At 32.1% G+C, this 23,427-nt stretch carries 21 protein-coding genes; 9 read left to right on the top strand and 12 right to left on the bottom strand.

Annotation, left to right across the window (positions count from 1 at the left end):
- Nucleotides 1-23: 23 nt before the first annotated feature.
- The 3 genes from ACXAG4_RS10465 to ACXAG4_RS10475 all read left to right on the top strand — a co-directional run bounded on the left by ACXAG4_RS10465 (nucleotide 24) and on the right by ACXAG4_RS10475 (nucleotide 6,802).
- Nucleotides 24-1,931, top strand: coding sequence for a glycoside hydrolase family 97 protein (locus ACXAG4_RS10465; protein ID WP_475296036.1), 1,908 nt, complete (start codon nucleotides 24-26; stop codon nucleotides 1,929-1,931).
- 252 nt (nucleotides 1,932-2,183) lie between these two features.
- Nucleotides 2,184-5,483, top strand: a complete 3,300-nt coding sequence (locus ACXAG4_RS10470; RefSeq protein ID WP_475296037.1) for a DUF5107 domain-containing protein — start codon at nucleotides 2,184-2,186, stop codon at nucleotides 5,481-5,483.
- Nucleotides 5,484-5,575: 92 nt separating this feature from the next.
- Nucleotides 5,576-6,802 (top strand): glycoside hydrolase family 88 protein, encoded by a 1,227-nt coding sequence (locus ACXAG4_RS10475; RefSeq protein WP_475296038.1) that lies wholly within the window; start codon nucleotides 5,576-5,578, stop codon nucleotides 6,800-6,802.
- A 224-nt stretch (nucleotides 6,803-7,026) separates the two neighbouring features.
- Here the strand turns inward: ACXAG4_RS10475 and ACXAG4_RS10480 are convergent, their stop codons facing one another.
- From ACXAG4_RS10480 to ACXAG4_RS10490, 3 genes are read right to left on the bottom strand one after another with little or no spacing between them, the layout of a single operon-like run.
- Complete coding sequence (locus ACXAG4_RS10480) at nucleotides 7,027-8,583, bottom strand: glycoside hydrolase family 2 TIM barrel-domain containing protein (RefSeq protein ID WP_475296039.1); 1,557 nt, start codon at nucleotides 8,581-8,583, stop codon at nucleotides 7,027-7,029.
- The gene (locus tag ACXAG4_RS10485) at nucleotides 8,573-9,808 is read right to left on the bottom strand and encodes a hypothetical protein (RefSeq protein ID WP_475296040.1); all 1,236 of its coding nucleotides are present in this window, start codon (nucleotides 9,806-9,808) and stop codon (nucleotides 8,573-8,575) included. The genes ACXAG4_RS10480 and ACXAG4_RS10485 overlap by 11 nt, the downstream gene beginning before the upstream one ends.
- A gap of 1 nt (nucleotide 9,809) precedes the next feature.
- On the bottom strand, nucleotides 9,810-12,902 hold the full coding sequence (locus ACXAG4_RS10490) for a hypothetical protein (RefSeq protein WP_475296041.1): 3,093 nt from the start codon (nucleotides 12,900-12,902) through the stop codon (nucleotides 9,810-9,812).
- Nucleotides 12,903-13,033: 131 nt separating this feature from the next.
- On the opposite strand from ACXAG4_RS10490, the gene ACXAG4_RS10495 reads away from it, so the two are divergent.
- From ACXAG4_RS10495 to ACXAG4_RS10510, 4 genes are all read left to right on the top strand, one after another.
- Nucleotides 13,034-14,227 carry a response regulator gene (locus tag ACXAG4_RS10495; RefSeq protein ID WP_475296042.1) on the top strand — a complete coding sequence of 398 codons (1,194 nt, stop codon included), beginning with the start codon at nucleotides 13,034-13,036 and terminating at the stop codon, nucleotides 14,225-14,227.
- Nucleotides 14,228-14,241: 14 nt separating this feature from the next.
- A complete protein-coding gene (locus ACXAG4_RS10500; protein WP_475296043.1) occupies nucleotides 14,242-14,733 on the top strand; it encodes a glycosyltransferase in 492 nt (163 codons plus the stop codon).
- A 269-nt stretch (nucleotides 14,734-15,002) separates the two neighbouring features.
- On the top strand, nucleotides 15,003-15,395 hold the full coding sequence (locus ACXAG4_RS10505; protein ID WP_475296044.1) for a hypothetical protein: 393 nt from the start codon (nucleotides 15,003-15,005) through the stop codon (nucleotides 15,393-15,395).
- Between the two features lie 214 nt (nucleotides 15,396-15,609).
- On the top strand, nucleotides 15,610-15,981 hold the full coding sequence (locus ACXAG4_RS10510) for an Hsp20/alpha crystallin family protein (RefSeq protein ID WP_475296045.1): 372 nt from the start codon (nucleotides 15,610-15,612) through the stop codon (nucleotides 15,979-15,981).
- Nucleotides 15,982-15,993: 12 nt separating this feature from the next.
- Here the strand turns inward: ACXAG4_RS10510 and moaA are convergent, their stop codons facing one another.
- Genes moaA through ACXAG4_RS10555 form a run of 9 tightly spaced genes read right to left on the bottom strand, consistent with a single transcriptional unit; the run spans nucleotide 15,994 to nucleotide 21,935 of the window.
- Nucleotides 15,994-17,001 carry a GTP 3',8-cyclase MoaA gene (moaA, locus tag ACXAG4_RS10515; protein WP_475296046.1) on the bottom strand — a complete coding sequence of 336 codons (1,008 nt, stop codon included), beginning with the start codon at nucleotides 16,999-17,001 and terminating at the stop codon, nucleotides 15,994-15,996.
- A 29-nt stretch (nucleotides 17,002-17,030) separates the two neighbouring features.
- Complete coding sequence (gene moaCB, locus ACXAG4_RS10520) at nucleotides 17,031-17,942, bottom strand: bifunctional molybdenum cofactor biosynthesis protein MoaC/MoaB (RefSeq protein ID WP_475296047.1); 912 nt, start codon at nucleotides 17,940-17,942, stop codon at nucleotides 17,031-17,033.
- 35 nt (nucleotides 17,943-17,977) lie between these two features.
- Nucleotides 17,978-18,325, bottom strand: a complete 348-nt coding sequence (locus tag ACXAG4_RS10525; protein WP_475296048.1) for a four helix bundle protein — start codon at nucleotides 18,323-18,325, stop codon at nucleotides 17,978-17,980.
- Between the two features lie 26 nt (nucleotides 18,326-18,351).
- Entirely contained in the window at nucleotides 18,352-18,795 is a 444-nt protein-coding gene (locus tag ACXAG4_RS10530) for a molybdenum cofactor biosynthesis protein MoaE (RefSeq protein WP_475296049.1), read from the bottom strand.
- Nucleotides 18,796-18,839: 44 nt separating this feature from the next.
- Nucleotides 18,840-19,073, bottom strand: a complete 234-nt coding sequence (locus ACXAG4_RS10535) for a MoaD/ThiS family protein (RefSeq protein ID WP_475296050.1) — start codon at nucleotides 19,071-19,073, stop codon at nucleotides 18,840-18,842.
- Nucleotides 19,057-19,641: a molybdenum cofactor guanylyltransferase gene (mobA, locus tag ACXAG4_RS10540; RefSeq protein ID WP_475296051.1), complete on the bottom strand. Its 585-nt coding sequence runs from the start codon at nucleotides 19,639-19,641 to the stop codon at nucleotides 19,057-19,059. The genes ACXAG4_RS10535 and mobA overlap by 17 nt, the downstream gene beginning before the upstream one ends.
- 1 nt (nucleotide 19,642) lies before the next feature.
- Complete coding sequence (locus tag ACXAG4_RS10545; RefSeq protein WP_475296052.1) at nucleotides 19,643-20,383, bottom strand: sulfite exporter TauE/SafE family protein; 741 nt, start codon at nucleotides 20,381-20,383, stop codon at nucleotides 19,643-19,645.
- Between the two features lie 24 nt (nucleotides 20,384-20,407).
- Nucleotides 20,408-20,746 (bottom strand): winged helix-turn-helix domain-containing protein, encoded by a 339-nt coding sequence (locus ACXAG4_RS10550; protein ID WP_475296053.1) that lies wholly within the window; start codon nucleotides 20,744-20,746, stop codon nucleotides 20,408-20,410.
- A gap of 10 nt (nucleotides 20,747-20,756) precedes the next feature.
- Complete coding sequence (locus ACXAG4_RS10555) at nucleotides 20,757-21,935, bottom strand: molybdopterin molybdotransferase MoeA (protein ID WP_475296054.1); 1,179 nt, start codon at nucleotides 21,933-21,935, stop codon at nucleotides 20,757-20,759.
- A 238-nt stretch (nucleotides 21,936-22,173) separates the two neighbouring features.
- Here ACXAG4_RS10555 and ACXAG4_RS10560 point away from each other — a divergent pair, with 238 nt between their 5' ends.
- Nucleotides 22,174-22,878, top strand: coding sequence for a Crp/Fnr family transcriptional regulator (locus tag ACXAG4_RS10560; RefSeq protein WP_475296055.1), 705 nt, complete (start codon nucleotides 22,174-22,176; stop codon nucleotides 22,876-22,878).
- A gap of 100 nt (nucleotides 22,879-22,978) precedes the next feature.
- On the top strand, nucleotides 22,979-23,398 hold the full coding sequence (locus tag ACXAG4_RS10565) for a globin domain-containing protein (protein WP_475296056.1): 420 nt from the start codon (nucleotides 22,979-22,981) through the stop codon (nucleotides 23,396-23,398).
- Nucleotides 23,399-23,427: the final 29 nt, after the last annotated feature.

Below are 23,427 nucleotides of genomic sequence, written 5' to 3' on the forward strand. Positions count from 1 at the left end.
TCCAATTAAACTAATTATAAAAAATGAAAATAAATAAAAGAATTTTTCTCTTATCAGCCGTTGTAGTGTTGGCTTTAACATCTTGCACAGACGATAAACAAATAAATCAAGTTAGCGTAAAAAGCCCTAACGGAAAATATAATATCGTTTATTCAAACGAAAATGATTTAAAGAGTTTAACCTACTGGGTTACCTATAATAAAGAAGAATTAATAAAACCATCAAATCTTGGATTTCAATTAGAAAATTCGAAAAAAATTTCATCAAATTATAAGGTAGCAAATGTAGAAAATAACAGCGTCAAACAAAGTTGGAAACCACCGTATGGTGAGTGTAACGAATATCCTGAAAATTATAACGAAGCATTGATAACCTTAGAGAACCTTGAAACAGGAGAGAAAGATTTACAAGTTCAGTTCAGGGCTTATAACGAAGGAGTTGCTTTTAGGTATAATTTTTTAAGAGAAGAACAAATTGTCATCGAGGAGGAGCTAACCGAATTTACGGTAAACCCAGACGATTATACATGGGCTTCGCGCTTATCGCAAGGAACAATTTCCAAGGTAATGGTATCTGAACTGGAAGACCCTAGTGAACGCCCATTGTTGATTGAAAAATCAGAATCACTTTATTTAGCCATTGGTGAAGCGGCTCAAATTGACTATGCTAGAATGAAGCTGTTTTCAAAAAATGAATCAGGAGCAATAGGGGTGTCAATAGAGAGTGAGGTGGTTGAAAAAGGGGCTTTTTCTACTCCATGGAGATTTGTTATGGCAGGAAAAAGTGCAGGGGATATTTTAGAGAATAATTACTTGATATTGAACTTAAATGAACCCAATAAAATTGAAGATACAACATGGCTAAAGCCAGGTAAAGTAATTCGTGATTTAACATTAACCACAAAAGGAGCAAAGGCTTACATTGACTTTGCAGTAGAGCATAACTTACAATACGTTATAGAAAGTGCAGGATGGTATGGCGATGAATTTACAGAAGAAGCAGATGCTTCTACGGTAACGGTAGACCCTAAAAGGTCAACGGGACCTTTGAACATGGAAGAAGTAATACGCTATGGTAAAGAAAAAGGTATTGATATTCTAGTCTATGTGAATAGAAATCAGTTGGAAAAACAACTTGATGAGATATTAGACTTATACCAAAACTGGGGGATAAAGGGTATTAAATATGGTTTTGTTAGAACCGGAGACCAAAAATGGTCTAGTTGGATGCATGAAGCTGTAAGAAAAGCAGCAGAACATAAAATGGTATTAAGTATTCATGATGATTACCGTCCTGTTGGTTATACACGTACTTACCCTAACCTCATGACACAAGAAGGTATAAGAGGAGATGAAGAAACACCATCAAATGAGCATACCCTTAAAACAATGTTTACGCGAATGATTGCCGGGGCAGGAGATAACACCATTTGTTATTTTGCACCGCGTGTAGACGAAATGGGATCTCATGCATCACAATTAGCCAAAAGTGTGTGCTTGTATAGTCCATTATTGTGGCTGTATTGGTATGATAGGCCTGTAACTGCAGGAAATAGTGGCGGCGCTGGAGGTTCTAAATCTATTATTGAAGAAGTACCAGAGTTAGAGTTTTTTGATAACTTGCCTACTGTATGGGATAAAACCAAAGTAATTCACTCAGAAGTGGGCGTTTTAGGAACCATTGCGAGAAAATCGGGCGATGATTGGTTTATAGGTACAGTTAACGGTACTACAGATAGGTTTTTAACAATACCTTTAAACTTTTTAGACCGTGGTGTAGAGTATGAAGCTACAATTTATTATGATGATGAGTCTGTGAACACGGTAACTAGGGTTGGGGTTGAAAAATTAAACGTGAATAACAAATCTGAAATTACTCGAGACATTTTCAAAAATAATGGTTTAGCTATTCATATTAAAAAAATTAACTAACATAGATTTTTTTATATAATAGTATCCCAAAAAAAACATCTAAACAGTTTTGTTTAGATGTTTTTTTAATTAATGCAATCTCCTTTTAAACTTAGAATATACTGGAAATAGAAGTGTTGTTTTATCAGCCGTGAACAATTTCTCACCCTTAAATGGAATCTTTATAGGCGTGTGCTTTTAAGTGATACAGTAATTTTACTTCTTCAAAAAAGGAAATAGAATTTTTTTTTGAAAAATAAAATCTAAAATGAAATGAAAGTAAACGCTTGGACTGAAAAAGTAATTATACCTACATATGAAATTGGAGAGGCAGAAAAAAATCCAATTTTCTTAGAAAAAAGAATCTATCAAGGAAGTAGTGGAAAAGTCTATCCATTTCCAGTTATTGAAAAAATTAGTGATACAAAAGTAGATAAAGAATGGAACGCATGTTACTTAGAAAATAACTTTGTAAAAATAATGATTCTTCCAGAGCTTGGTGGACGAGTACAAATGGCCTATGATAAAATTAAAAACCGCCATTTTGTTTACCATAACGAGGTGATAAAACCCGCATTAGTAGGTCTTACTGGCCCTTGGATTTCAGGTGGAATTGAGTTTAATTGGCCTCAACATCACCGTCCTAGTACGTATAGCCCTGTTGATTTCAATATTGAAACACACGAGGATGGAAGTAAAACAGTATGGTGTAATGAAATTGAGCGTATGTCAAGAACCAAAGGTATGGCTGGGTTTAGGTTGTATCCAGACAAATCTTATTTAGAAATAAACGTTAAATTATATAACCGTACCGCTCAGCCTCAAACGTTTTTATGGTGGGCTAATCCTGCTGTAGCAGTTAATGACAATTATCAATCTGTATTTCCACCAGATGTAAATGCAGTATTTGATCACGGGAAGCGAGATGTTTCTGAATTTCCAATTGCAAAAGGCACCTATTATAAATTTGATTATTCACCAGGTACAGATATCTCTAGGTATAAAAACATACCTGTTCCTACATCTTACATGGCTATAAAATCAGAGTATAATTTTGTTGGTGGTTATGAACATGATACCAAAGGAGGATTATTGCACGTAGCAAATCATCATGTGTCTCCCGGAAAAAAACAATGGACATGGGGAAATGGTGACTTTGGTAAAGCATGGGACAGGAATTTAACTGATGAAAACGGGCCTTACATAGAACTAATGTGTGGTGTATATACAGATAATCAACCAGATTTTACATGGTTAATGCCTTACGAACAAAAAGAATTTACCCAATATTTTATGCCATATCAAGACATTGGTGTTGTAAAAAACGCATCAAAAGATGCCATGGTAAACCTTGATATTGTAAAAGGTAAGGTATTGATTAAAGGATACGCCACGGGTGTTTTTTCCAATGCAACTATAAAAGTTGCCAACAATGGGGAGGTGTTGTTTGAGGAGCAGTTTGATTTTTCGCCGGGAGTTAGTTATTCAAGAGAGCTTGATCTAGGTGTGCATTATGAGAATTCGGATTTTGAGGTTTTTATTATTTCAGAAGAAGGAAGAACATTAATAAACTGGAGAGTTCCAAAAGAGAATGAAAATGAAATTCCTGAAGCAGCCAAAGCAGCCAAAGACCCTCATGAGATCGAGACAAATGAAGAACTCTACTTAAATGGACAGCATTTAGAGCAATATAGACATGCAACTTACAGTCCGGTACCTTATTATGAAGAAGCTTTAAAAAGGGACCCAGCCGATATACGTTGTAATAACGCCATGGGATTATGGTTGTTAAGAAACGGGAAATTTAAAGAGTCAGAAGCTTATTTTAAAAAAGCTTATGAACGACAAACCTTAAGAAATCCAAATCCATACGATGGAGAGCCATTGTTTAACTTAGGGCTTTCTTTGCTACATCAAGGAAAAGAAACTGAGGCTTATGATGCCTTTTATAAATCTGTATGGAATGCAGCCTATATGGATGCAGGATATTTTCAAATAGCCTTGATTGATGCTAAAAGAAAAGACTGGAATTTGGCTTTAGATACAATACAAAGATCTTTAGTGCGCAATTGGAACCATCAAAAAGCAAGACATCTAAAAGTAGCAATATTAAGAAAATTAGGAAGGGATGCAGAAGCTAAAAGTCTTATTGAAGATTCTTTGAATATTGATACTTTCAATTACGGAATTTATTTTGAGAAGTTTTTATTAGGAGATGAAAAGGCGAAAGAGACTTTAATAGAGCTAAGTCGAGGTGATATCCAGAACTATATAGAAATTTCTTTAGATTATGCAGATGCTGGAATTTACGAAGAAGCAATCCAACTAATCAATTTAGGAATAGCTCAACAAAATGAGGTATACCCTATGGCTAGGTACTTTAAAGCATGGTTTTTAAGTTTAAATGGGGCAGAAGCAAAGGCTACAGAAGAGGTTCTAAAAGCAGAAACGTGTATTCCAGACTATTGTTTTCCAAATAGACTGGAAGCCATCCACGCACTAACTAAGGCTATTGAGTTAGTACCTAATTGTGCCAAAGCACCGTATTATTTAGGAAATCTCTGGTATAATTCAAAGCAATATCAAGATGCAATACATTGTTGGGAGCTTTCAGCTTCAAATGACAATTCTTTTGCTACCGTTTATAGAAATTTGGCATTAGCCTATTTTAATAAGCAAAATAGCCCTGATAAAGCTGTAAAATTTATGGAAAACGCTTTTGGTTTAAACACAAATGATGCTAGGGTGTTTATGGAGTTAGATCAATTGTATAAAAGAATAAACAAATCCATAGATTATAGGTTTAATTTTTATAATGAAAACCTAACATTGAAAGACAAACGTGATGACCTATATATAGAGTGGGTGTACTTAAATATTTTAAAAGGAAATTTTCAAAAAGCATATGAAGACATTGGTAAAAGAATTTTTCATCCATGGGAAGGAGGAGAAGGTAAAGTAACAACGGCTTATGTAACTATTTTGGTGCAACTAGCAAAAGAAGCCCTATATAATAAATACTACGATAAAGCCATTGATTTATTAGAAAATTCAAAAAAATTTCCACACAATTTGGGAGAAGGAAAATTAGATGGAGCCCAAGAAAACGAAATTGATTATTGGCTAGGTTGCGCCTATGAAGCTAAAGGAGTAGATAATAAAGCTAAGCAATACTGGATAAAAGCATCCAAAGGATTGAGTGAGCCTGCCATAGCTTGGTTTTATAACGACCAACAACCAGACACTATTTATTACCAAGGTTTAGCATTATTGAAACTTGGAAAAACAACAGAGGCTCATGCTAGATTTGATAAATTAGTGGCGTTTGGAAAAAAACATTTAAACGATACTGTTAAAGTTGATTATTTTGCTGTTTCCTTACCCGATTTAATGGTGTGGGAGGAAAATTTAAACCTAAAGAATAAAGTACATTGTTATTACATGATGGCGCTAGGATATAAAGGTAAAAATGATGCTAAGTCTAATAAGTATTTCGATTTGCTCAGGGACATTGAAAACCATCACTTAGGAGGTGTTAATACTAAATTTTTAAAAGAAGAACTTAATTATTGATATTGTGAAATATAAAATTAGAAGTTAATACTTTTTATAATAATGATATTCCTTTTTCACTACCTCCAAATGGTTTACAAAATTAAATTACTATGATTCACCTTAAAAACAAACCAGTATTGCCAATAATGCTACTATTTTTTGTTTTTACATTTAGTTGCAAAAATAAGTCCATTAATCAATTTAAACTAAAACCTATTATTCAAAATATTGAAAAGCAATTAGAGTATCATTACGAGGTTGTTGTAAAACATAAACAGGGTAATAAGGTGTTTCCAAGATCAGTACATCAAAAAAACATTGTTATGGTGCCTTCAAGCGATTGGACTAGTGGTTTTTTTCCTGGAGAGCTTTGGATGATGTATGATTTAACAAATAATCCTATATGGAAAAAAAGAGCTAAAGAATATACCGCCTATTTAGAAAACGAACAGTTTAATAAAGGAACCCATGATGTAGGTTTTATGATGTATAATAGCTATGGGCATGGTTATAAAGTAACGGGCAACCCTGTTTACAGAGATGTTCTTATTGAAGCAGCTAAATCGTTGGCAAGCCGTTATGATAATAAAGTAAAATGCATACGTTCTTGGGACCATAGTAATAGTTTGTATACTTTTCCGGTAATAATTGATAACATGATGAATTTAGAGTTATTGTTGTGGGCAAGTCGTGAAACAGGAGATTCAAAGTTTAAAAATATTGCAATAGAGCATGCTAATACTACCTTGAAGAATCATTTCAGACCCGATAATTCTTCCTATCATGTTGTAGATTATTCACCAGAAACGGGTGAGGTTTTAAAAAAAGTAACAAACCAAGGTTACGCTAATGAAACGGCTTGGTCTCGTGGGCAGGCTTGGGGTTTATATGGGTTTACCGTAATGTATCGTGAAACAAAGGATGAAGCCTACCTTGAACAAGCTCAGCGTATTGCAAATTTTATAATAACTCATAAAAACTTACCAGAAGATAAAGTACCTTATTGGGATTTTAATGCTCCTAACCTTCCAAATGAGCCAAGAGATGCTTCAGCAGCAGCTATAATTGCTTCTGGTTTATATGAGCTCGCTGGATATTCTGAATTTGGTAAAGATTATTTAATGAATGCAGACGCTATTTTGAAGTCTTTATCAAATAAAAAATATTTAAATAATGTTGGTGATGAATTTGGATTTCTGTTATTACAGTCTACCGGAAATTGGCCAAAAAACTCTGAAATAAATAAACCAATTGTTTATGCAGATTATTATTTTTTAGAAGCTTTAAACCGAAAAAAAAGACTTGATGATAGGATAATGATAGCTTCTGAAAACTAATGGATAAAAAGTACATGAAATTTTAAAAAAAATATGGGGCAACTTGAAGCGTATATAACTTTCTAATGGGTTAATCTCTAGAGTTAAAAAAAAATCATACTTAAAAGTAAAACTCTTATTTTTTTATGAAGTTTTAAAAAATAGTTGAAATTTATTTATTATATACCAATTTCCAAATCATTAAAAAAGTTTTAGATTTAAATAAGTATAACCCTCTGTAAATTTTATTTATTCACTTTTTGTGATAGTGTCGTTAAATGTTGGAAAGATGGTTTAAGGTTTCCATCTTTATCAATGCAACCAAAGTGCTCTTGCACTTTTTTACGCCAAGGAAGTCTGCCCACGACTTCCTTTGGTATTTTATTAAAGTCATAAAGTGTCCAAAACATAAACTGTATGTTTTCTTCTTTAAAAATGTTTTGAGTTTTTTTATGAAACTCAGCTTGGTCTTCATCATTATTTCCAAACGGATTCCATAATCCTTTGTATGATGAAACACCGTATTCTTGTAAAACTAAAGGTTTGTTATTAATGCTTTTTGCTAAAGTATTATGTGCCACTAAAAAATCATCAATATTGCGGTAGTAGTGGTATGATACAAAATCTACATGAGGTAATAGATTTGTAGCAGCTTCTGGGGCAGACCAACCTATGGTAACAGGATGTGTTTTGTCCCATTGTTTTATATTAATTAGCATTTGTTCTAACCAAGCTAAAACGCGTTGTTTTCCTCTAGAATCAAAATCTAAATCGGGTTCGTTTTTAATATCCCAACCTAATAACGCCGGATGATTTTTTACGGCATTAACAATAGCTTCAGCATGCCTATGTGTTAGTGTCCAGTTAGATACATCATAATCACCATAAAAATCAAACAAAGTAATTAATACATCTATTTTGTTATTTTGTGCAATATCTAATAACTGTTTTAGAAGCTCTAGTTTTTTGGGTTCAACATTATTTTTACCAAAATCTTCATATTGAATAAAAATTCTAATAGTATTTAATCCCATTTTATTAATTATTTTAAAATCGGCATTAATAATACTGTCGTTAAATTTTTTTCCAAACGTGTCCCAAGGAGAATCTTTTGGGTAATAATTTAGGCCTTTAATATGTTTTGTTTTAGCTAACTTTTTAGCAATATTTCTATGTTCTGTTTGTGTTGTATCGGTTGTTGGTGTTGGTATTTCTTTTAAATGCCTTATACGCCAAAAACCATCTTCTAACAACATCATTACTTGGTAGCTTGTTGTGTCTTTTTCGCTTAAAATTAAATTTTCATTTTCATAAATTTCTTGGTATTGTTCAACGCCATAATCTTTAAACACAACCATGGTACCATCGGCACTGTAAAAATCTAAATCTGTATTGTGTTTTAAAGTGGTTCTTTTGTACCAATTGTTATTGGCTTTGTTAAGGTGTATGTTTTCAAAAATTCTAACTCTAGCGCTATCGGTGTAAAAATCATTAACGCCGTAAGGGTCATTTTTTTTGTAAGCAATATTTCTAACATGCCACGCATTCATATAATCATTTGTAATTTCACCCAAAGCTTGTTTATCCATGGGTCTGCCAGGGTTTATGGTGTCAATCCAAGTTAAGTTTGGTTTGTAAACATCGGCCATGGGTACTTCTAAGTGAAGCATAGATGTGCGGTCTGCACCAGTATTCATAAAGGCTAAAATAGATCCAATACCCGCAATAATAAGGGCATTTACAGCAACAAATGTTGCTATTAAAACAGTTCTGTAAAGTGTTTTGTTTAATTTAATTGCCATGTAAAGTTTTTGAGTATTCTTTAGTAATACCTGCTGCTTTTATTTTAAAAACATACGTGTTATTGGGTAAAAATTGTGTTTCAAAAAACAAACTACTTACTCCATTTTTAGTTGTTGTTTTTTTCGTTTCAATAAAGTTACCGTTTTTATTGTAAATATCAATTTGTACTAAAATACCATCGGGTACCAACTGTTTCATAAAGCTTTTAAAAGGGCCAATAACTAGTTTTCTGTTATTTTCATAAAAATGTACGGGAAAATCTTTTATAGCTGCTTCAAAATTAAAATGTATAGTGTTGCTTTCAGCGGCGCCTGTTATAAAGGCTTTAATAGTCCATTTAGCAGCATCATCTGGGTGAAGCGTTCTAGCTTCGGCTATACCACTAATTGTGGTGCCAACGGTATTTAAATAAGCACCTTTTTCATCTTTTATAACGAAATTTACTAAGGTGCCATCACTAACAATATTACCGTATTTATCTTTTATAATATCAGATTTAAATGTTACAATTTGATTACCATCGGCATAATTATGGGCGCTTACTGCCGAAATTTTAAAGTTCTTAGCGTTTGAAGGAAATACAATAGTTGTTAATTCTTTTGATGTTGTACCGTTACTTTCTGAAGTTACTAAAATTCTGCCCGATTTTGTAGTAGACCTTACGTTGTACCAGGCAATAAAATTGTTTGTTTTAATGTTAGTTTGGTTTATATTTTTTTGAAACTGATATTTTACAGTTACTGGCGTGCCGTCATCAACTGGGTTGTCATAAATATCGGTTGGTGCAATGGTTAGCATAGAGTAGTCATCATAGCCTGCAGTTATACTTCGTGGCCCAAAATAGGTTTCTACATGCGTTTTGTTTTTTTTATTGGTTTCAATAAATAATTTACCTTTTTGAAGTATTGTGTTTTGGTGTAATAATTTCCAATGTAAATTACCTGCTAATCGGCAGTAATTCTTCGGAATGTTAAAAGAAACAAATGCTGTATTGGTAGTGTCTTTTTTTATAATAACATTACCAAAAGCATTTTTAAGTTGAAGTTTTAATGGTGCTTTATTATTTGAAGTTTTAAATTTTAAATTAATGGGATTTCCTGCAATAAAGTTTGTTTGAGTTGTTTGTAATGAAACTTCAGGATTTTGCACACTTTCAGTTAATTGTTCTTCTTTTGAAGAACAACCAATACACAAAAATAGCGCTATAATAAAACCTAATTTCATACTATTTTGGGTTGCCAATATAACTGTTAATTTCAAATTTTATAAAAGCATAACCATTGCCTTTGTATGGTTGCATTTGGCTAGGGCCATGGTCATAAATTCTTTGTGGCAGTACTTTTTCGGCCACTGCTTTATTGGGTAAGCCGTTAACGTAGCAGTTTTCTAAACTACTATTAATTACGGTTAAACTATCTAAACTTACAGGTTTATAATTAAAAAATTGTTTGCGTTGAATACGCACGCCTTCTGGAATAAACTTGTGGTCTACCCAAAGTAATTCGGCATTTTCATTGTAATACGATACAATTAATTGCGGAATAGTAACTTCTTGCACGCCATGATTAAACAAAACACCATTAATGCCTTGGTTTGTAAATTCTAAACTTTGTAAGGCTACTTGTTTATATAAATCCGTATTGGCAGTATTTCCGGCAGATTGAAGGTTAAACTTTGTGGGCTGTTCTTCAAAATTTAATGGTGTAAACTCATCAGGATTAAACGTTGGTGGTATGGTATCTTTAGTTGATGACCACGCAATACCTTCAAAATTAATTTTAAAAGTTGTGGTTTCTTTTGGCATTAATTTGTGCTTAATATGGTGTTTAGCGTTGTAATTTGCCAATTCTTTATTGTTATCATTGTACAAAGTGGCTTTTATAACAACATCGGCAGGAGAGTTATCTACATTTTGAAGCTCGCCAATAATACTGTATTGCCCTTTATTTTTAACTAATTTAGCCGTCAGAATTTCTAAAACAGGTTGTTTTAACACATCTTCATGGTAGGTTTCTTGCGTGGTTATTTTGCGTCTTCCGTGGTTGTAAAAAGTGGTTGTGTTTTGTGTAAATAATTGATCTGGAGGAATATCATTATCAAATTTTGAAGGTTTAATATACCATTTGCCTTTTTGTTTAACAAGTTCGTGGTAATTGGTGTGCTGTACTTTTTCTAAAGGCGTTATCCAGTTTGTTGCAACTTTAGCTTTGGCACTATTTTTAGTAACATCAAACACTTCAATACCAAGAGAATCCATTTTTGCATACGAGCTTAAAATACCATCGGTTACAGATACTTCAAGCATATATTGCGCAATGGTAACATTGCTATCGGGATCTAAATAAGAGTGGGCGCGGTTAAACTCTTTAAAATCTAAGGCGTCATAATAAGCGGTTAAAACATTTTTAGGAGATAGTTGTGTGGTGTTTTTTACGTAAAACAAATACATGCCATAACCAATGCATGCTAATACAATAACGGCCCAAAAATGCGAGAATATTAAAAGTTTATATGGGAATTTTTTATACTGAAGTTCAAAAGATTTAAACGGCGATTTTTCAACTTTTTTAGATTTTAATAGGCGAATCCAAATCATTTGAATGTTAATAAAAAAGGCAATCAACACAGTTGAAATAGGAATAATGCCCCACATAATTTTCATAACAGTTGGAACATCTTGTTTAGGCATTATTTGTGGTATTGGCGCCACATTAAGTTTTTCCCAAACCATAATACCATTTTCTAATTGTTGCAACCGTTGCCAACCGCAGTAGTATAAAATAGGATCATAAAACTTATCGTTTGAAAAAATGTATTTTAAATTATATTTTTCGGGAACGGTTAAAAATTGTTGTAAAGAGCCTATGCCTTCAACACCTCTAAATTTTGAGTTTTCAATACGTTCAATGGCACGTGTGGTAAGTTCGGGTAGGCGTCTTGCAGAATGGTAGTTTCCATCTACTGTCATAGCATTAGTTTGGGCAGATAACCACGCCATTTGATCGCCAAAGCCTAAAGGTAAATACCGCCAAGAGTCGTGAGAATCGGCGCCTAAAAAGTTAACAATAGGTAGCATATTAATTTGTGCCGGTTGCGATGGCCTAAAGTAGCCCAAAGTCATGGTGAATAGCACCATAAAAAGCATGCCGCCTGCAATTAAACCACCCAATACTCTATGATAAACTTCACCAAACTTTTTTTGCACCAAGGTTTTTAAATCGCCTTCAACCATACGATAACCAAATTCGGCAAAAATAGGCAAAGCCATAATGGTTGCCCAAAGCGTAAATCTATCTAAAGTTAAAATATTAAAAGCGGTTTCGCCTAAAAGCATTAAAGGTACAGGAGTAGTACCGCCAGTTCCTAAAATGGTTAGCATAGTGAATGACAAACCAAAGAAAAGGTAACGTTTACTATAATATCTATAAAAAAAGTAGGGTAGAATAAAGAGTAATACACCCCAAGGAATCATAAAAAATACTAAGCCCGAAGAGGTTACTTCTAAAAAATTATCTCTAGAGCCATGTGGTATTGGTACCTGAGTAATGGGGTTACGTTTTGAGTTGTACCAATATGGAAAAATACAAAATATAATTAAAAACAAACCGCTACCGCCAAAGGTGGCAATACGCCAAAAGTGTTTAAGTGTAGTACGCCAAAATACTTTAAAAGTGAGCTCTTTATATGAGTTTACTTGTTCTCTAGAGGCATCCATTACTACCATACCAATAAGTGGCGCTAAAAAGAAAACCATACCAAAAATAGGCGTAACATGGTGGCAAGTAACAGTAACAGCCAGCATTGAAACCGATGTTAAAAAGTATTTTAGTTTACCTGTTTTTATATATAGGTAAATTTCTACCATAGAGTGCATTAATACAGATAGGGCTACAATGCTGGGTAATTGACCAAAAATATGAAGTGTTTCAACAAAAGTAGATGAAAACACGGCTAAAACAGAGCCGTAACCAGCAATTCGGCGGCTACCAGTCATTAATAAAGTATACCTATAAGCACCCGTAATAAAGAGTACAATACCTACCAAGGCTACTGTGTACATTCCAAATTTAAGGCCGCCAATATATGATAATAAGGCAATTGACTGGTGCACTAATGGCGGGTAAGATTGTACTGTAAACCCCGTGTACCATCGGTATTCCCAAGGGTCAAACCAACTATCGGCGTAGCTATCAGCAAAAAATAAATGTATTAAAGCGTCGTAAGTATATTCTAAAGTAAAAAAGATTGCCGACCCATGAAACGCAATACCTACAATTAAAGCAAGAATTAAAAGCGTATTGGTTTTTTCGGTTTTCAATAGTAATAAAATTTTGTTTATCTACACAAATCGGTCATTCGTCTAAACTAAATCTAGACTTTAGCTAAATTAAAATTTTTCTGAGACTTCGCATAGTATTTTTACACCGTAAACAACAAAACCCCCAAGTCATGAAAATTTTAGCAATTGATGATCAGCAACTAGTGCTACTACCACTAGAAAAAAGATTAAAAGAATTAGGTTATGATGTAAAGATAGAAACCGAAGCCAAAAAAGGGCTTTCTACCTTTGATTCTTTTAATCCAGACCTAGTAATTGTTGATATAAATATGCCTTATGTTTCTGGTTTAGAAATTGTAAAATACATAAGAAGTTCTAAAAATCCTGATACTCAAATTATGGTATTATCAGGTAATACGCAAGATGATATTATAACTGAAGGTTTTGATTTAGGTATAAGTGATTACATGAAAAAGCCTTTAAGTTTAAACGAAATTACAGCAAGAATAAAACGTTTAATAGGGCAACCAGATGTTGTGGTGGCTAATAATGTTTCGTCAAACGCAGTAATACAACAACGTTGTGTTGGGGTAGTAATACCTTGTTATAATGAAGAAGAACGTTTATTAAGTAAAGAATTTACAGATTATATACAAAAACACACAGGTTACCATTTGTGTTTTGTTAATGACGGAAGTAAAGATGGTACGTTAGAAGTTTTAAACAACCTACGCAAAGGGCGAGAAGATTTTATTACCGTGTATGATTGTGAAAAAAATGGTGGTAAAGCCGAAGCGGTTAGACTAGGCATGTTACATATGGCTAAAAAAGAAGATTTAGATTATATAGGTTTTCTTGATGCCGATTTGTCTACAGATTTATCAGATTTTGATGATTTAGTAACAACCATTGAGAATTCAAACTTTAAAATAGTTAGTGGCTCTAGAATTAGTAGAATGGGAGCAAACATTACCAAAGAATCTGCTCGTAAAATTATTAGTATGACCATTAACTATATAATAAGAAAAATTTTAGGTATGAATTTTAAAGACACGCAATGTGGCGCCAAAATTTTTAGTAAAGATGTTATTCAAATTTCATTCAAAGAAAAATTTGTAACGCAATGGATTTTTGATGTAGAAATATTTAAAAGAATGGCAGGCTATTTTGGTACTGAAAAGGCAAAAAGCCTAATATGCGAACAACCTTTAAAACGTTGGATACATGCCGATGGATCAAAGCTATCAATGAAAGATTCAATTAAAATAGTAATGCAGTTAGGGCAAATAGCTTGGGTGTACCGTAAAAAAAACTTAAAAAAATATAAAAACCAACAAGTTGAATACACTACGATGCACTCTTAATTTAAAAAGAGGAAATGAAAATAGGTGTAATAATTATTTTTAATAACAACGAAACCAACTTAAATAATTCATTTTTTAATGACTTATTAAGTATAGCAAATAGTTTTGAGTTGTGCTTAGTAAATAACGGAAGTGAAGATGCAACTTTAGAAAAACTGTTAGATTTAAAAGATGTGTTTGAGTCTCAAATAACAGTTGTTGATATAAAGAAAAAGCAAGCTCTAGAAGCAGCAAATAAAGCAGGCGCAAGGTATTTGTTAAATACAGGTACTTTAAAGCATATAGGTTATATAAATGTGAATAATTTAAGTAATATACAGCATTTAAATAAAATATTAGCAGCTTTAAATAAAAATAAACAACGCGTTATAATGCATAATTTAAGCGTGTTAAAAAGCAATCAAAATACAAGGGTTACAGTAAAAAATATTTTTTCAGTGTTACAATACCTAAATGTATTACATATAAAAGTTAATGATTATAGTTTTAATCAAATAGAGAATTAATAGCATGGTGTTTTTTGTTTATTGGTAAGTTGATTTTTTTAAATCAATTGACAACCACTGAGGCCTTACAAAAATGTGAGGCCTCTTTTTTTTTTACTATTATAAGCATTCCAGTTTCATTTTCAATAATCGATGAAATGCATGCTCAAACGTATTTTCCTTAGTTTTTAACAGCTCGTCTACACATTAGTTTCATTCACCTAAAAACATAAAGGCAGCCCTTTGTTGTACTGTATCTTTGTAATATAAAACGTAAATAATAAAATGCTATGAAAAAGAACTTTGCAACAGATACAGGCGATGTAAAAATGTCAGTGGGCATTAAAGAATATTTAGAGAATTTAGAATTTGATTTTGTGGACAATAATTTATTAGAAAATATAAAGAATTTTTTTAAAGATAAGCATGCTAAAAAAACAGCTTTAAGAGAGAAACAAACAAGATTTTTGGCTGATGAAAGTGGTATTAGTCATGCCGATGAAGTAGCGTTCCTGTTAAATCATGGCATAGAAATTAACGGAACTAATATTAAAGATTTACCAGTTTTAAATAGTTTAAGAAGGATTTCATTTCATGGATCTACTTATTTCTTAAGAATTAAAGAATATCAAAAAGAACAAGCGGTTTATGACCATATCATTAAGAATTATATGGTAGTATAGCAGCCTAATTAATAGCGTTTTATTTTGCTATCCGTTCATTATTTTTGCACTTATGCATTTATATTGGGCGGATAGTTTTTTCATGAAATTTGGTTGAGTAATTGTATTTGTGTGTTTTTTGTGTTATATTTAGTCTTGATCTTCAGCTAGATAGATATCCTTTTCTATTCTATTTTCTATAAAACGCACAAAAAACCTGTAATTCCTAACAATTATGACACCTGCATCTAGTTTAACAATTCAAAAACCACAAAAAAGAAAAAGTTCCATTACCATTCACAACACAAAACAACAAACTAAAAACCCATTAAACGTATTAGAAACAGATTTTGGTTTTCAGTATAAACTTAAAATTCCCGGATACATTAAAGACGATTTTAGGTTTTATGTTACAAAAAAAGATTTGGTTGTTACCACACAAAAAGAGACATTAAAAACACAAACATCTAATAGCAAAAAGCATGCGTATTGTTATCCTTCTGCTTTGTTTAAAATGCATATTCCTTTACCAAAAAAGTCTATTAAAAATGAAATTTCGGTAGATTATAATAACGAAACTTTAAGTTTTAATTTGTATAAGAAATGAGATAATTAAGAATTATCCACCAATAGTAATCATACTTCTGTTTTTACCGTGTAATTGCGGTTCTTGTAGTTTTTTAAGGGTATCCATTCCGCCACGAACTTTAAGTTTTGCAAGAACCGCTTTTTTTATAATAGGTTCAATAGTTTTACCACTGCGTAGCGTTGTAAGTAAATCTGATTCTTTTGCTGAAAACAAACAGTTTTTTATTTGTCCGTTAGCAGTTAAGCGTAGCCTATTACAGCTATCGCAAAACGGGTTGGTTACAGAGCTTATAATGGCAAAACTACCTTTGTAACCTTTTATTTTATAGTTTTTAGCAGTATCATTAGCGGCATCTTTAAGTTTTATAAGATCGTTATTTTTGTAGGTGTTGTTTACGTTTTGCATAACCTCGGCATATGATACCATTTTACTTAAATCCCATTTATTACCATCAAAAGGCATAAATTCAATAAACCTTATAGAAATAGGTAAATCTTTGGTGAATTCAATAAAATCAATAATTTCATTATCATTAAAACCTTTAATTAAAACAGCATTTACTTTAACGGTAAAACCTTGTTCAACTAAAAGATGAATGTTGTTGTAAACTTTTTCAAACTGATTTCTAAGGGTTATGTGGCTAAATTTTTCTTTGTTTAAAGAATCTAAACTAACATTTATTTTATATATGTTATTAGCTTTTAAAACATCAATAAACTTATCAATAATCACAGCGTTTGAAGTAATTGATAGCTCAACGGGTAGTGATGCTAATTTTTCTAAAATTACGGGTATATCTTTTCTAACAAAGGGTTCGCCACCTGTTAGTCTAATTTTTGTAACACCATTGTCAACAAAGGTTTTTGCTATTTCAAAAACTTCTTCATAGGTCATTAAATGACTTTTTGGAGATAATTGTACACCTTCTGCAGGCATACAATAGGTGCAGCGTAAATTACACCTTTCGGTTAATGAAATACGCAAATAGGTATGCATTCTACCAAAGGAATCTTGTAATATTTTTGAATTTTTGGTCATATTAAATTTTTCAAAATCAATATTAAAAATTAATCATGTCTGGCGCCTTTTAATATTCTAAATACATGTAATACCGAAGGAAAAATAGCATCCATAGATTCTTTGGCGCCGTTTGTAGAACCTGGTAACGCCAAAACTAAGGTGTTATTTATTGTGCCAGCAACACTACGAGAAAGCATTGCAAATGGCATACGTTGTTGCCCAAAATTTCTAATGGCTTCTTCAATACCAGGAATTCTTCTGTCTAATAATGGCAGTAAAGCTTCGGGTGTATTATCTCTTTCAGAAAGCCCTGTGCCACCTGTATAAATAACCATGTCTATACCTTCGTTTTCATAGGTTTTAACTTTGTTTTGTATAGCTTTAATCTCATCAGGAATTATAACGTATTCTGAAATTGACACCTTGCAAGATTTTAGTTTTTCAATGATGGCTTTTCCTGCTCTGTCTTCTTTGTTTCCTGCCGAAATACTATCACTGCAAACAACAACAGCTGCAGTTAAATTGTTTCTAAAAGTGTCTTTAAAATCAGATTTTCCACCTTTCTTTTTTAGAAGTTTTATAGCGTGTATTTCAATGCCTTTATCTATTGGTTTTAGCATATCGTACATGTTTAAAGCCACCACACTAGCACCATGCATAGCTTCAACTTCAACGCCGGTTTTATAAATGGTTTTTACGGTAAAAAGTACGGTTATTTCTAGTCCGTTAATTTTGTATTCAACGCCTGTAAATTCAATGGGTAGCGGATGGCAATCTGGTAAAATATCAGGTGTACGTTTTACACCCAACAATCCTGCTGCTTTACTCATAGCAAACACGTTGCCTTTGGGTACCGTATCATTTTTAATAGCCTCAATAGTTTCAGGTTTGCTAACAACAACTACCGCCTGAGCAATGGCAGTTCTTAATGTTGTGTTTTTAAATGTAATATCTACCATATTTTTCAGATTGATTATTTATTATTTAAAATTGATTATTTCTTGCTTGCTGTCTTTCTTGAAGCCATAAAGATTGCAGTTAATTCACTAGATTTTTTTAAAAGAAATTCTATTTTATCCTTTGGAATTAAGCTTTCATCTAAAGCAAATTCAAGCCAAAAATTTGATTCATCAACTTCTTCAATAACAATACTTATTTTAGAAATGAAACTAGGCTTCGATTGTGCAATGCAAGTAGCTCTGTAATTTGCTGCCACTGATGTTGAGCATCTAATTAACTGAGCTTTTATGTGATTAGCTAAATAATTATTTGGAAATAACCCGGTAATTTTAATACAATTATGAGCAAAAGTTTTGGTTCTTTTTTTTAAAGCCTCCTTCATAGTAATAAATAATAATTAGTCAATAATCAATTATTAACTTTCCATTGATGTGTTTTATCTTCAAAAATTTCTTTTCCAAAAACAGGAACATCTGCTTTAATAGCTTCAACAATAAATTCTAAAGCCTTAAAAACCTCTTTTCTTCTTGGTGATGATACAAAAACAAACAGACAAATTTCACCAGCTTTAACAGTGCCTAAACTGTGATAAATGTGCATGCATGTTAAGTTGAATTTTTTAAAAGCAGTTTCTCTAATTTCATGAAATTTTTTATTGGCCATATCTTCATAGGCTGTATATTCAATGGCCGAAACTACTTTACCTTCAATATCATCGGCGCGTACTTGTCCTAAAAATATGTTGTGTGCTCCAATGCTAGTTTTTGTTTGGTGTTTATAAATTGAATTTCCTATAAATTCAGAAGAAATAGCTCCTTGTTTAAATACGTTTTTTATTTTTTTATCGCTCATTTTATTTTTTTTATTTTTACTTGAAAACCTTTTTTTATAATAAATTATCCGCCAGAAAAAGGAGGTAATAAAGCTATTTCAGTGCCATTTAGTGGTGTGTTTAAAGGCACTAATTTTTTGTTTTGCGCTATTTTGAAATCTTTGGTTTTAAGTAAGTTATATTTTTTGTGTAACAGTTGTAAAACATCAGAAATTTGAGAGCCATTAACCTCAAGGGTTTCTTCGTTGGTTTTTGTAACCTCGGCTATTTGTCCAAAATATTTAATAGTTATAATCATTTTGAATAGTTTTTAGGTCTTCTTTTGTGTTTATATTTACAGTAGCTTTTTGTGAAGCTTCTTCTAATTTTATATGTTTGGTTTTTAGTGTTTTAAGCACGTGTCTTAAGCGTCTTTCGTCATTTAATAAAGCGTTTTTAAAAGTTGTTGCAGTACTTTTTTTATAAAGCGCAATTAATGGCATTGTTTTGCCGTTGCTTTCAACTTGAATAACTTCAGAATCATTATCAATTACAGAAATGAGTTTTTTGAGAATTTCAGTTTTTATCAACGGAATATCACAACTTAGTATTAAATTATTTTCAGTTTTTGAAGTTGTAAGTCCTGAATAAATACCAGCAACAGGTCCTTGGTTTTTAAAAGTATCTGCAACTAATTGATAACCAAACACGTTGTAGTTTTTATTGTCTGTAACAATTAAAATATTTGAAACTAAAGGCTTTAAGGCGTCTATGCTATATTGAACAAATTGTTTGTTGTTGAATGTTACAAAACCTTTGTCTGTACCCATTCTAGCGCTTTTTCCACCAGCTAAAATTATACCCGTTATGTTGTTTTGTTGTTTCATTTTAAGTAAGAAATAGTTTAACACAGGCTATAATTAAAACAAAGGCTAAAATATATCGTAAACTATTGTTATTTAGTTTTTTACTTCCGTAGTAACCACCTAAAATACCGCCAATTATGGCAATGGCAACCAATATAAAAGATGTTTTTTCTAGAACCACACCGCTACTAATTTGACCAATTAATCCGGAAGCAGAATTTACCCAAATAAAAAGCGCCGATACTGCGGCTGCTTCTTTCATTTTACCCCAATGTAAGAGTAGGATAACGGGACTTAAAATTATGCCACCACCAATACCAATAAGCCCAGAAAAGAAGCCAATAATACCGCCAACAACAAGTCCTTGATAAAGTTTAACTTGTTTAACAGTGCTACTTTCTTTACCAAAAACATTCAGCATTTTTAAAATGGCAAAAATGAGTAAAATGGCTAATATTTTTTTGTAAACTGAAGCATCAATTTCAATGGTACCACCTAAAAAAGCTAGTGGAATGGAGGCTGCAGCAAACGAAATGAATAGCCTTTTATTAAAATATCCTTCTTTATAGTAGTAGTAAAATGATATGCCAGCAACAAATAAATTGAGTAATAGGGCGGTAGGTTTCATGGTTTCGGGCGCAAATGAAAATAGAGCCATTAAAGCTAAGTAACCACTAGCACCACCATGACCAACGCTAGCATATAAAAATGATACTATTGGAAGTATGAGTAAAAATAGATATATGTTTTCTGTTTGTAGCATGTTAATTTTTAAGTATTTAATCACTTATAAATTAGTTACCTTTTTTAGCTGCTCATCTAAAAACGCCCAACAATTTTTATTAATTTCATCAAAAGCATTTACAAGGGCTTCTCCATATTCTGTCAATTTTGCTCCGCCACCGCCTTTGCCACCAATGCTGTTTATGGTTACAGGCTTTTTAGCAGATTTGTTTACTGAATCTAAAAGGGTCCATGCTTTTTTATAGGAAATATTTAAACTTTTTGCAGCTTTAGATAAAGACCCTGTTTTATGAATGGCTTTTAATAAATGCACACGTCCTTCGCCTAATAACACGTTATTATTAGCTTCAATCCAAATTCTGCTTTTAATTTTATAGCTCATATTTACTAGTTTAAACGGGTAGCAAAATAGTTTCTACGTTATCACCAATATTTACTTCAACAATACTTTCTGGAATAAAAACTAAGGCGTTTGAAAGCGCAAAAGTTTGTAGCATTGATGAGTTTTGTCCTTCTAAAAGTGTAACGTTTCCATCATTAAAAATAGCTTTTAAAAACTGCGGTCTGTCGCCTTTTTTTATAAATTTTGAAGTAGATGTTGCTTTAATTCTAGGTAATTCATCAGTATCAAAACCCATCATTTTTTGTAAAACAATGTAAACATACACGTAAAAACAAGACAGGGCTGCAGCAGGATTTCCGGGTAAAGCAAAAACAGATGTGTTTTCTTTTTTACCAAAAAATAATGGTTTGCCAGGTTTTTGTTTCACTTTATAAAACACTTCTTTAACTTGTATTTCTTTTAGTGCTTTTCCAACAAAATCATAATCGCCAACCGAAATACCTCCAGTAATTAATACTAAATCATGAGTTTTTACGGCAGATGTTAAAGTGCTTACAGTTTGCTTATAATTATCTTCAACTTTATAAAGTGTAATGTCATAAAACTTTAAGCTATATAATGCACTTAAAAGCATTTTAGAGTTGCTTTCATAAATTTTTCCGTGAGTTAGTGTTTGTCCTGGTTCTATAAGTTCGTTACCAGTAGTTACAATGGCAATAGTAGGCTTTTTATAAACGGTAACTTCTGTAATACCTAATGATAACAGGTAGCCAATGCCAGCAGGCGTAAGTTTAGTGCCTTTTTTTAAGGCAACGTCTCCTTGTCTAACTTGTTCTCCTAAAGGGCGGATGTTTTGTTCTAAATCAATTTTGTGTGCAAGTTCAATTTTAGTATCATTTGCTACCACTTTTTCTTGCATCATAACTGCATTGGCAGTATCTGGTACAGGGGCGCCAGTGAAAATTCTAACAGCTTCACCGGGTTTTAATACCGGTATGTGGTTGTCACCCGCTTTTATTTCACCTGTTAAAGTGTATGTTAAGCTTTCGTGTAAGTTTATAGCATAACCATCCATGGCAGATTGCCTAAAAGGAGGCATGTTTATAGGTGATTTTATGTCTTCAAAAAGCAAATATCCATTGGCTTTTTCAACAGGTTTTATTGTTGATTTAACAAGTTTTGTTGTGTGTTTTTTTGCAGTAGAAATAGCTTCTAATATGGTAATCATTATGTATTTCGTTATGTTTTTACAAATATAACGATTAAGAAAGCTAACATCATTATTTATTTTCATGATTATTGTGAATTTTTAAAGGCGTATAATTCTCATCTTTAAAAAAAAGTATTTATTTTTTGTGATACTCATAAAAATTGATGTGAAAACATAAAACTAAGTATTGTTACGTATATTTGTTTGAGTTGTATATTTATACATTCTTGCCAATAATTTAAAGAAATCCAACTAAATGAAAGTAGCCTGTACAAATTGTGAAAACAAAAACTGCTTAATAAGTAGGAATACTTCGGTATTAGAAAATTCAGATTTTTTAAACAATAAAAGCGAAATATTCTGTAAAAAAGGGCAGCAGTTTATAATTGAAGGCGCGCCAGTTAATGGTTTGTTTTTCATTTTAAAAGGAACAGTTAAAGTTTTTAGAACGGGTATTAACGGCAAAGAGCAAATAGTAAGGTTTGCTAAAGCTGGTGAAATTATTGGGCATAGAGGTTTTGGTACTGAAGAATATTATTCTATTGGTGCAATTGCTCTGCAAAATGCAGATTTATGCTACTTTTCAAAAGACGATTTACAAAATGCACTTAAAGACAATCCAGACTTTACTTATGATATGATGCTTTTTTACGCCAATGAGTTAAATAGAAGCGAATCTAAAGTAAAATCACTTTCACAAATGACGGTTAGAGAGCGTGTGGTAGATACTTTATTATATATATACCGAAAGTTTGGTACGTTAAAAGACTTTTTAAATTTACCGTTAAGTAGAAAAGAATATGCCGATTATGCCGGCACTTCAGAAGAACAAGTTATTAGAGTTTTTTCAGCTTTAAAAAAAGAAGGACTCATTGTTGCCAGCGGTAAAAAGGTTGGTATTGTTGATGTTAACGTGCTTAAAAAAGAGATTAGCGATCATAATTTCTTTTTAGGTAGTTAGTGTTTATTCACAAAACATGGTGTAAAAACAGCTTTTTACCTGCCGCAGTCTATAGTATTTGCATTAAAACCGTTTTAGCTTTGTTGCAAATGCAAAGGTTATGGAAACAAAAACAATCACTTTAGTGCAAGAATCGTTTAAAAAAGTAAGTCCTAATGCTTTGGCTGTATCTCAATTGTTTTATAATAAATTATTTCAGTTAGATCCGCCTTTAAAAGCATTATTCCCAACAAATGATTCAGATATGCAACAGCAAAGTAGTAAATTAATGTCTATGTTAGGGGTAGCTATAACCAGCTTGAAAGATTTAGATACTTTAAAACCAGCATTAGAAGATTTAGCAAAAAGGCATTTAGAATATAAAGTAGAAGCATTTCATTACAATATAATAGGTGAAGCATTAATGGCTACTTTAAAAGAAGACTTAAAAGAAGATTTTACAAGTGAAGTACAACATGCTTGGGAGCAAACTTATACAACAGTAGCTAATTTTATGATTAAAGCAGCGTATAAAAACTAAGTAAATACGTAATTTTTGTAGAAGTATAT

The sequence above is a fragment of the Seonamhaeicola sp. ABD4_175 genome, from assembly GCF_056160885.1.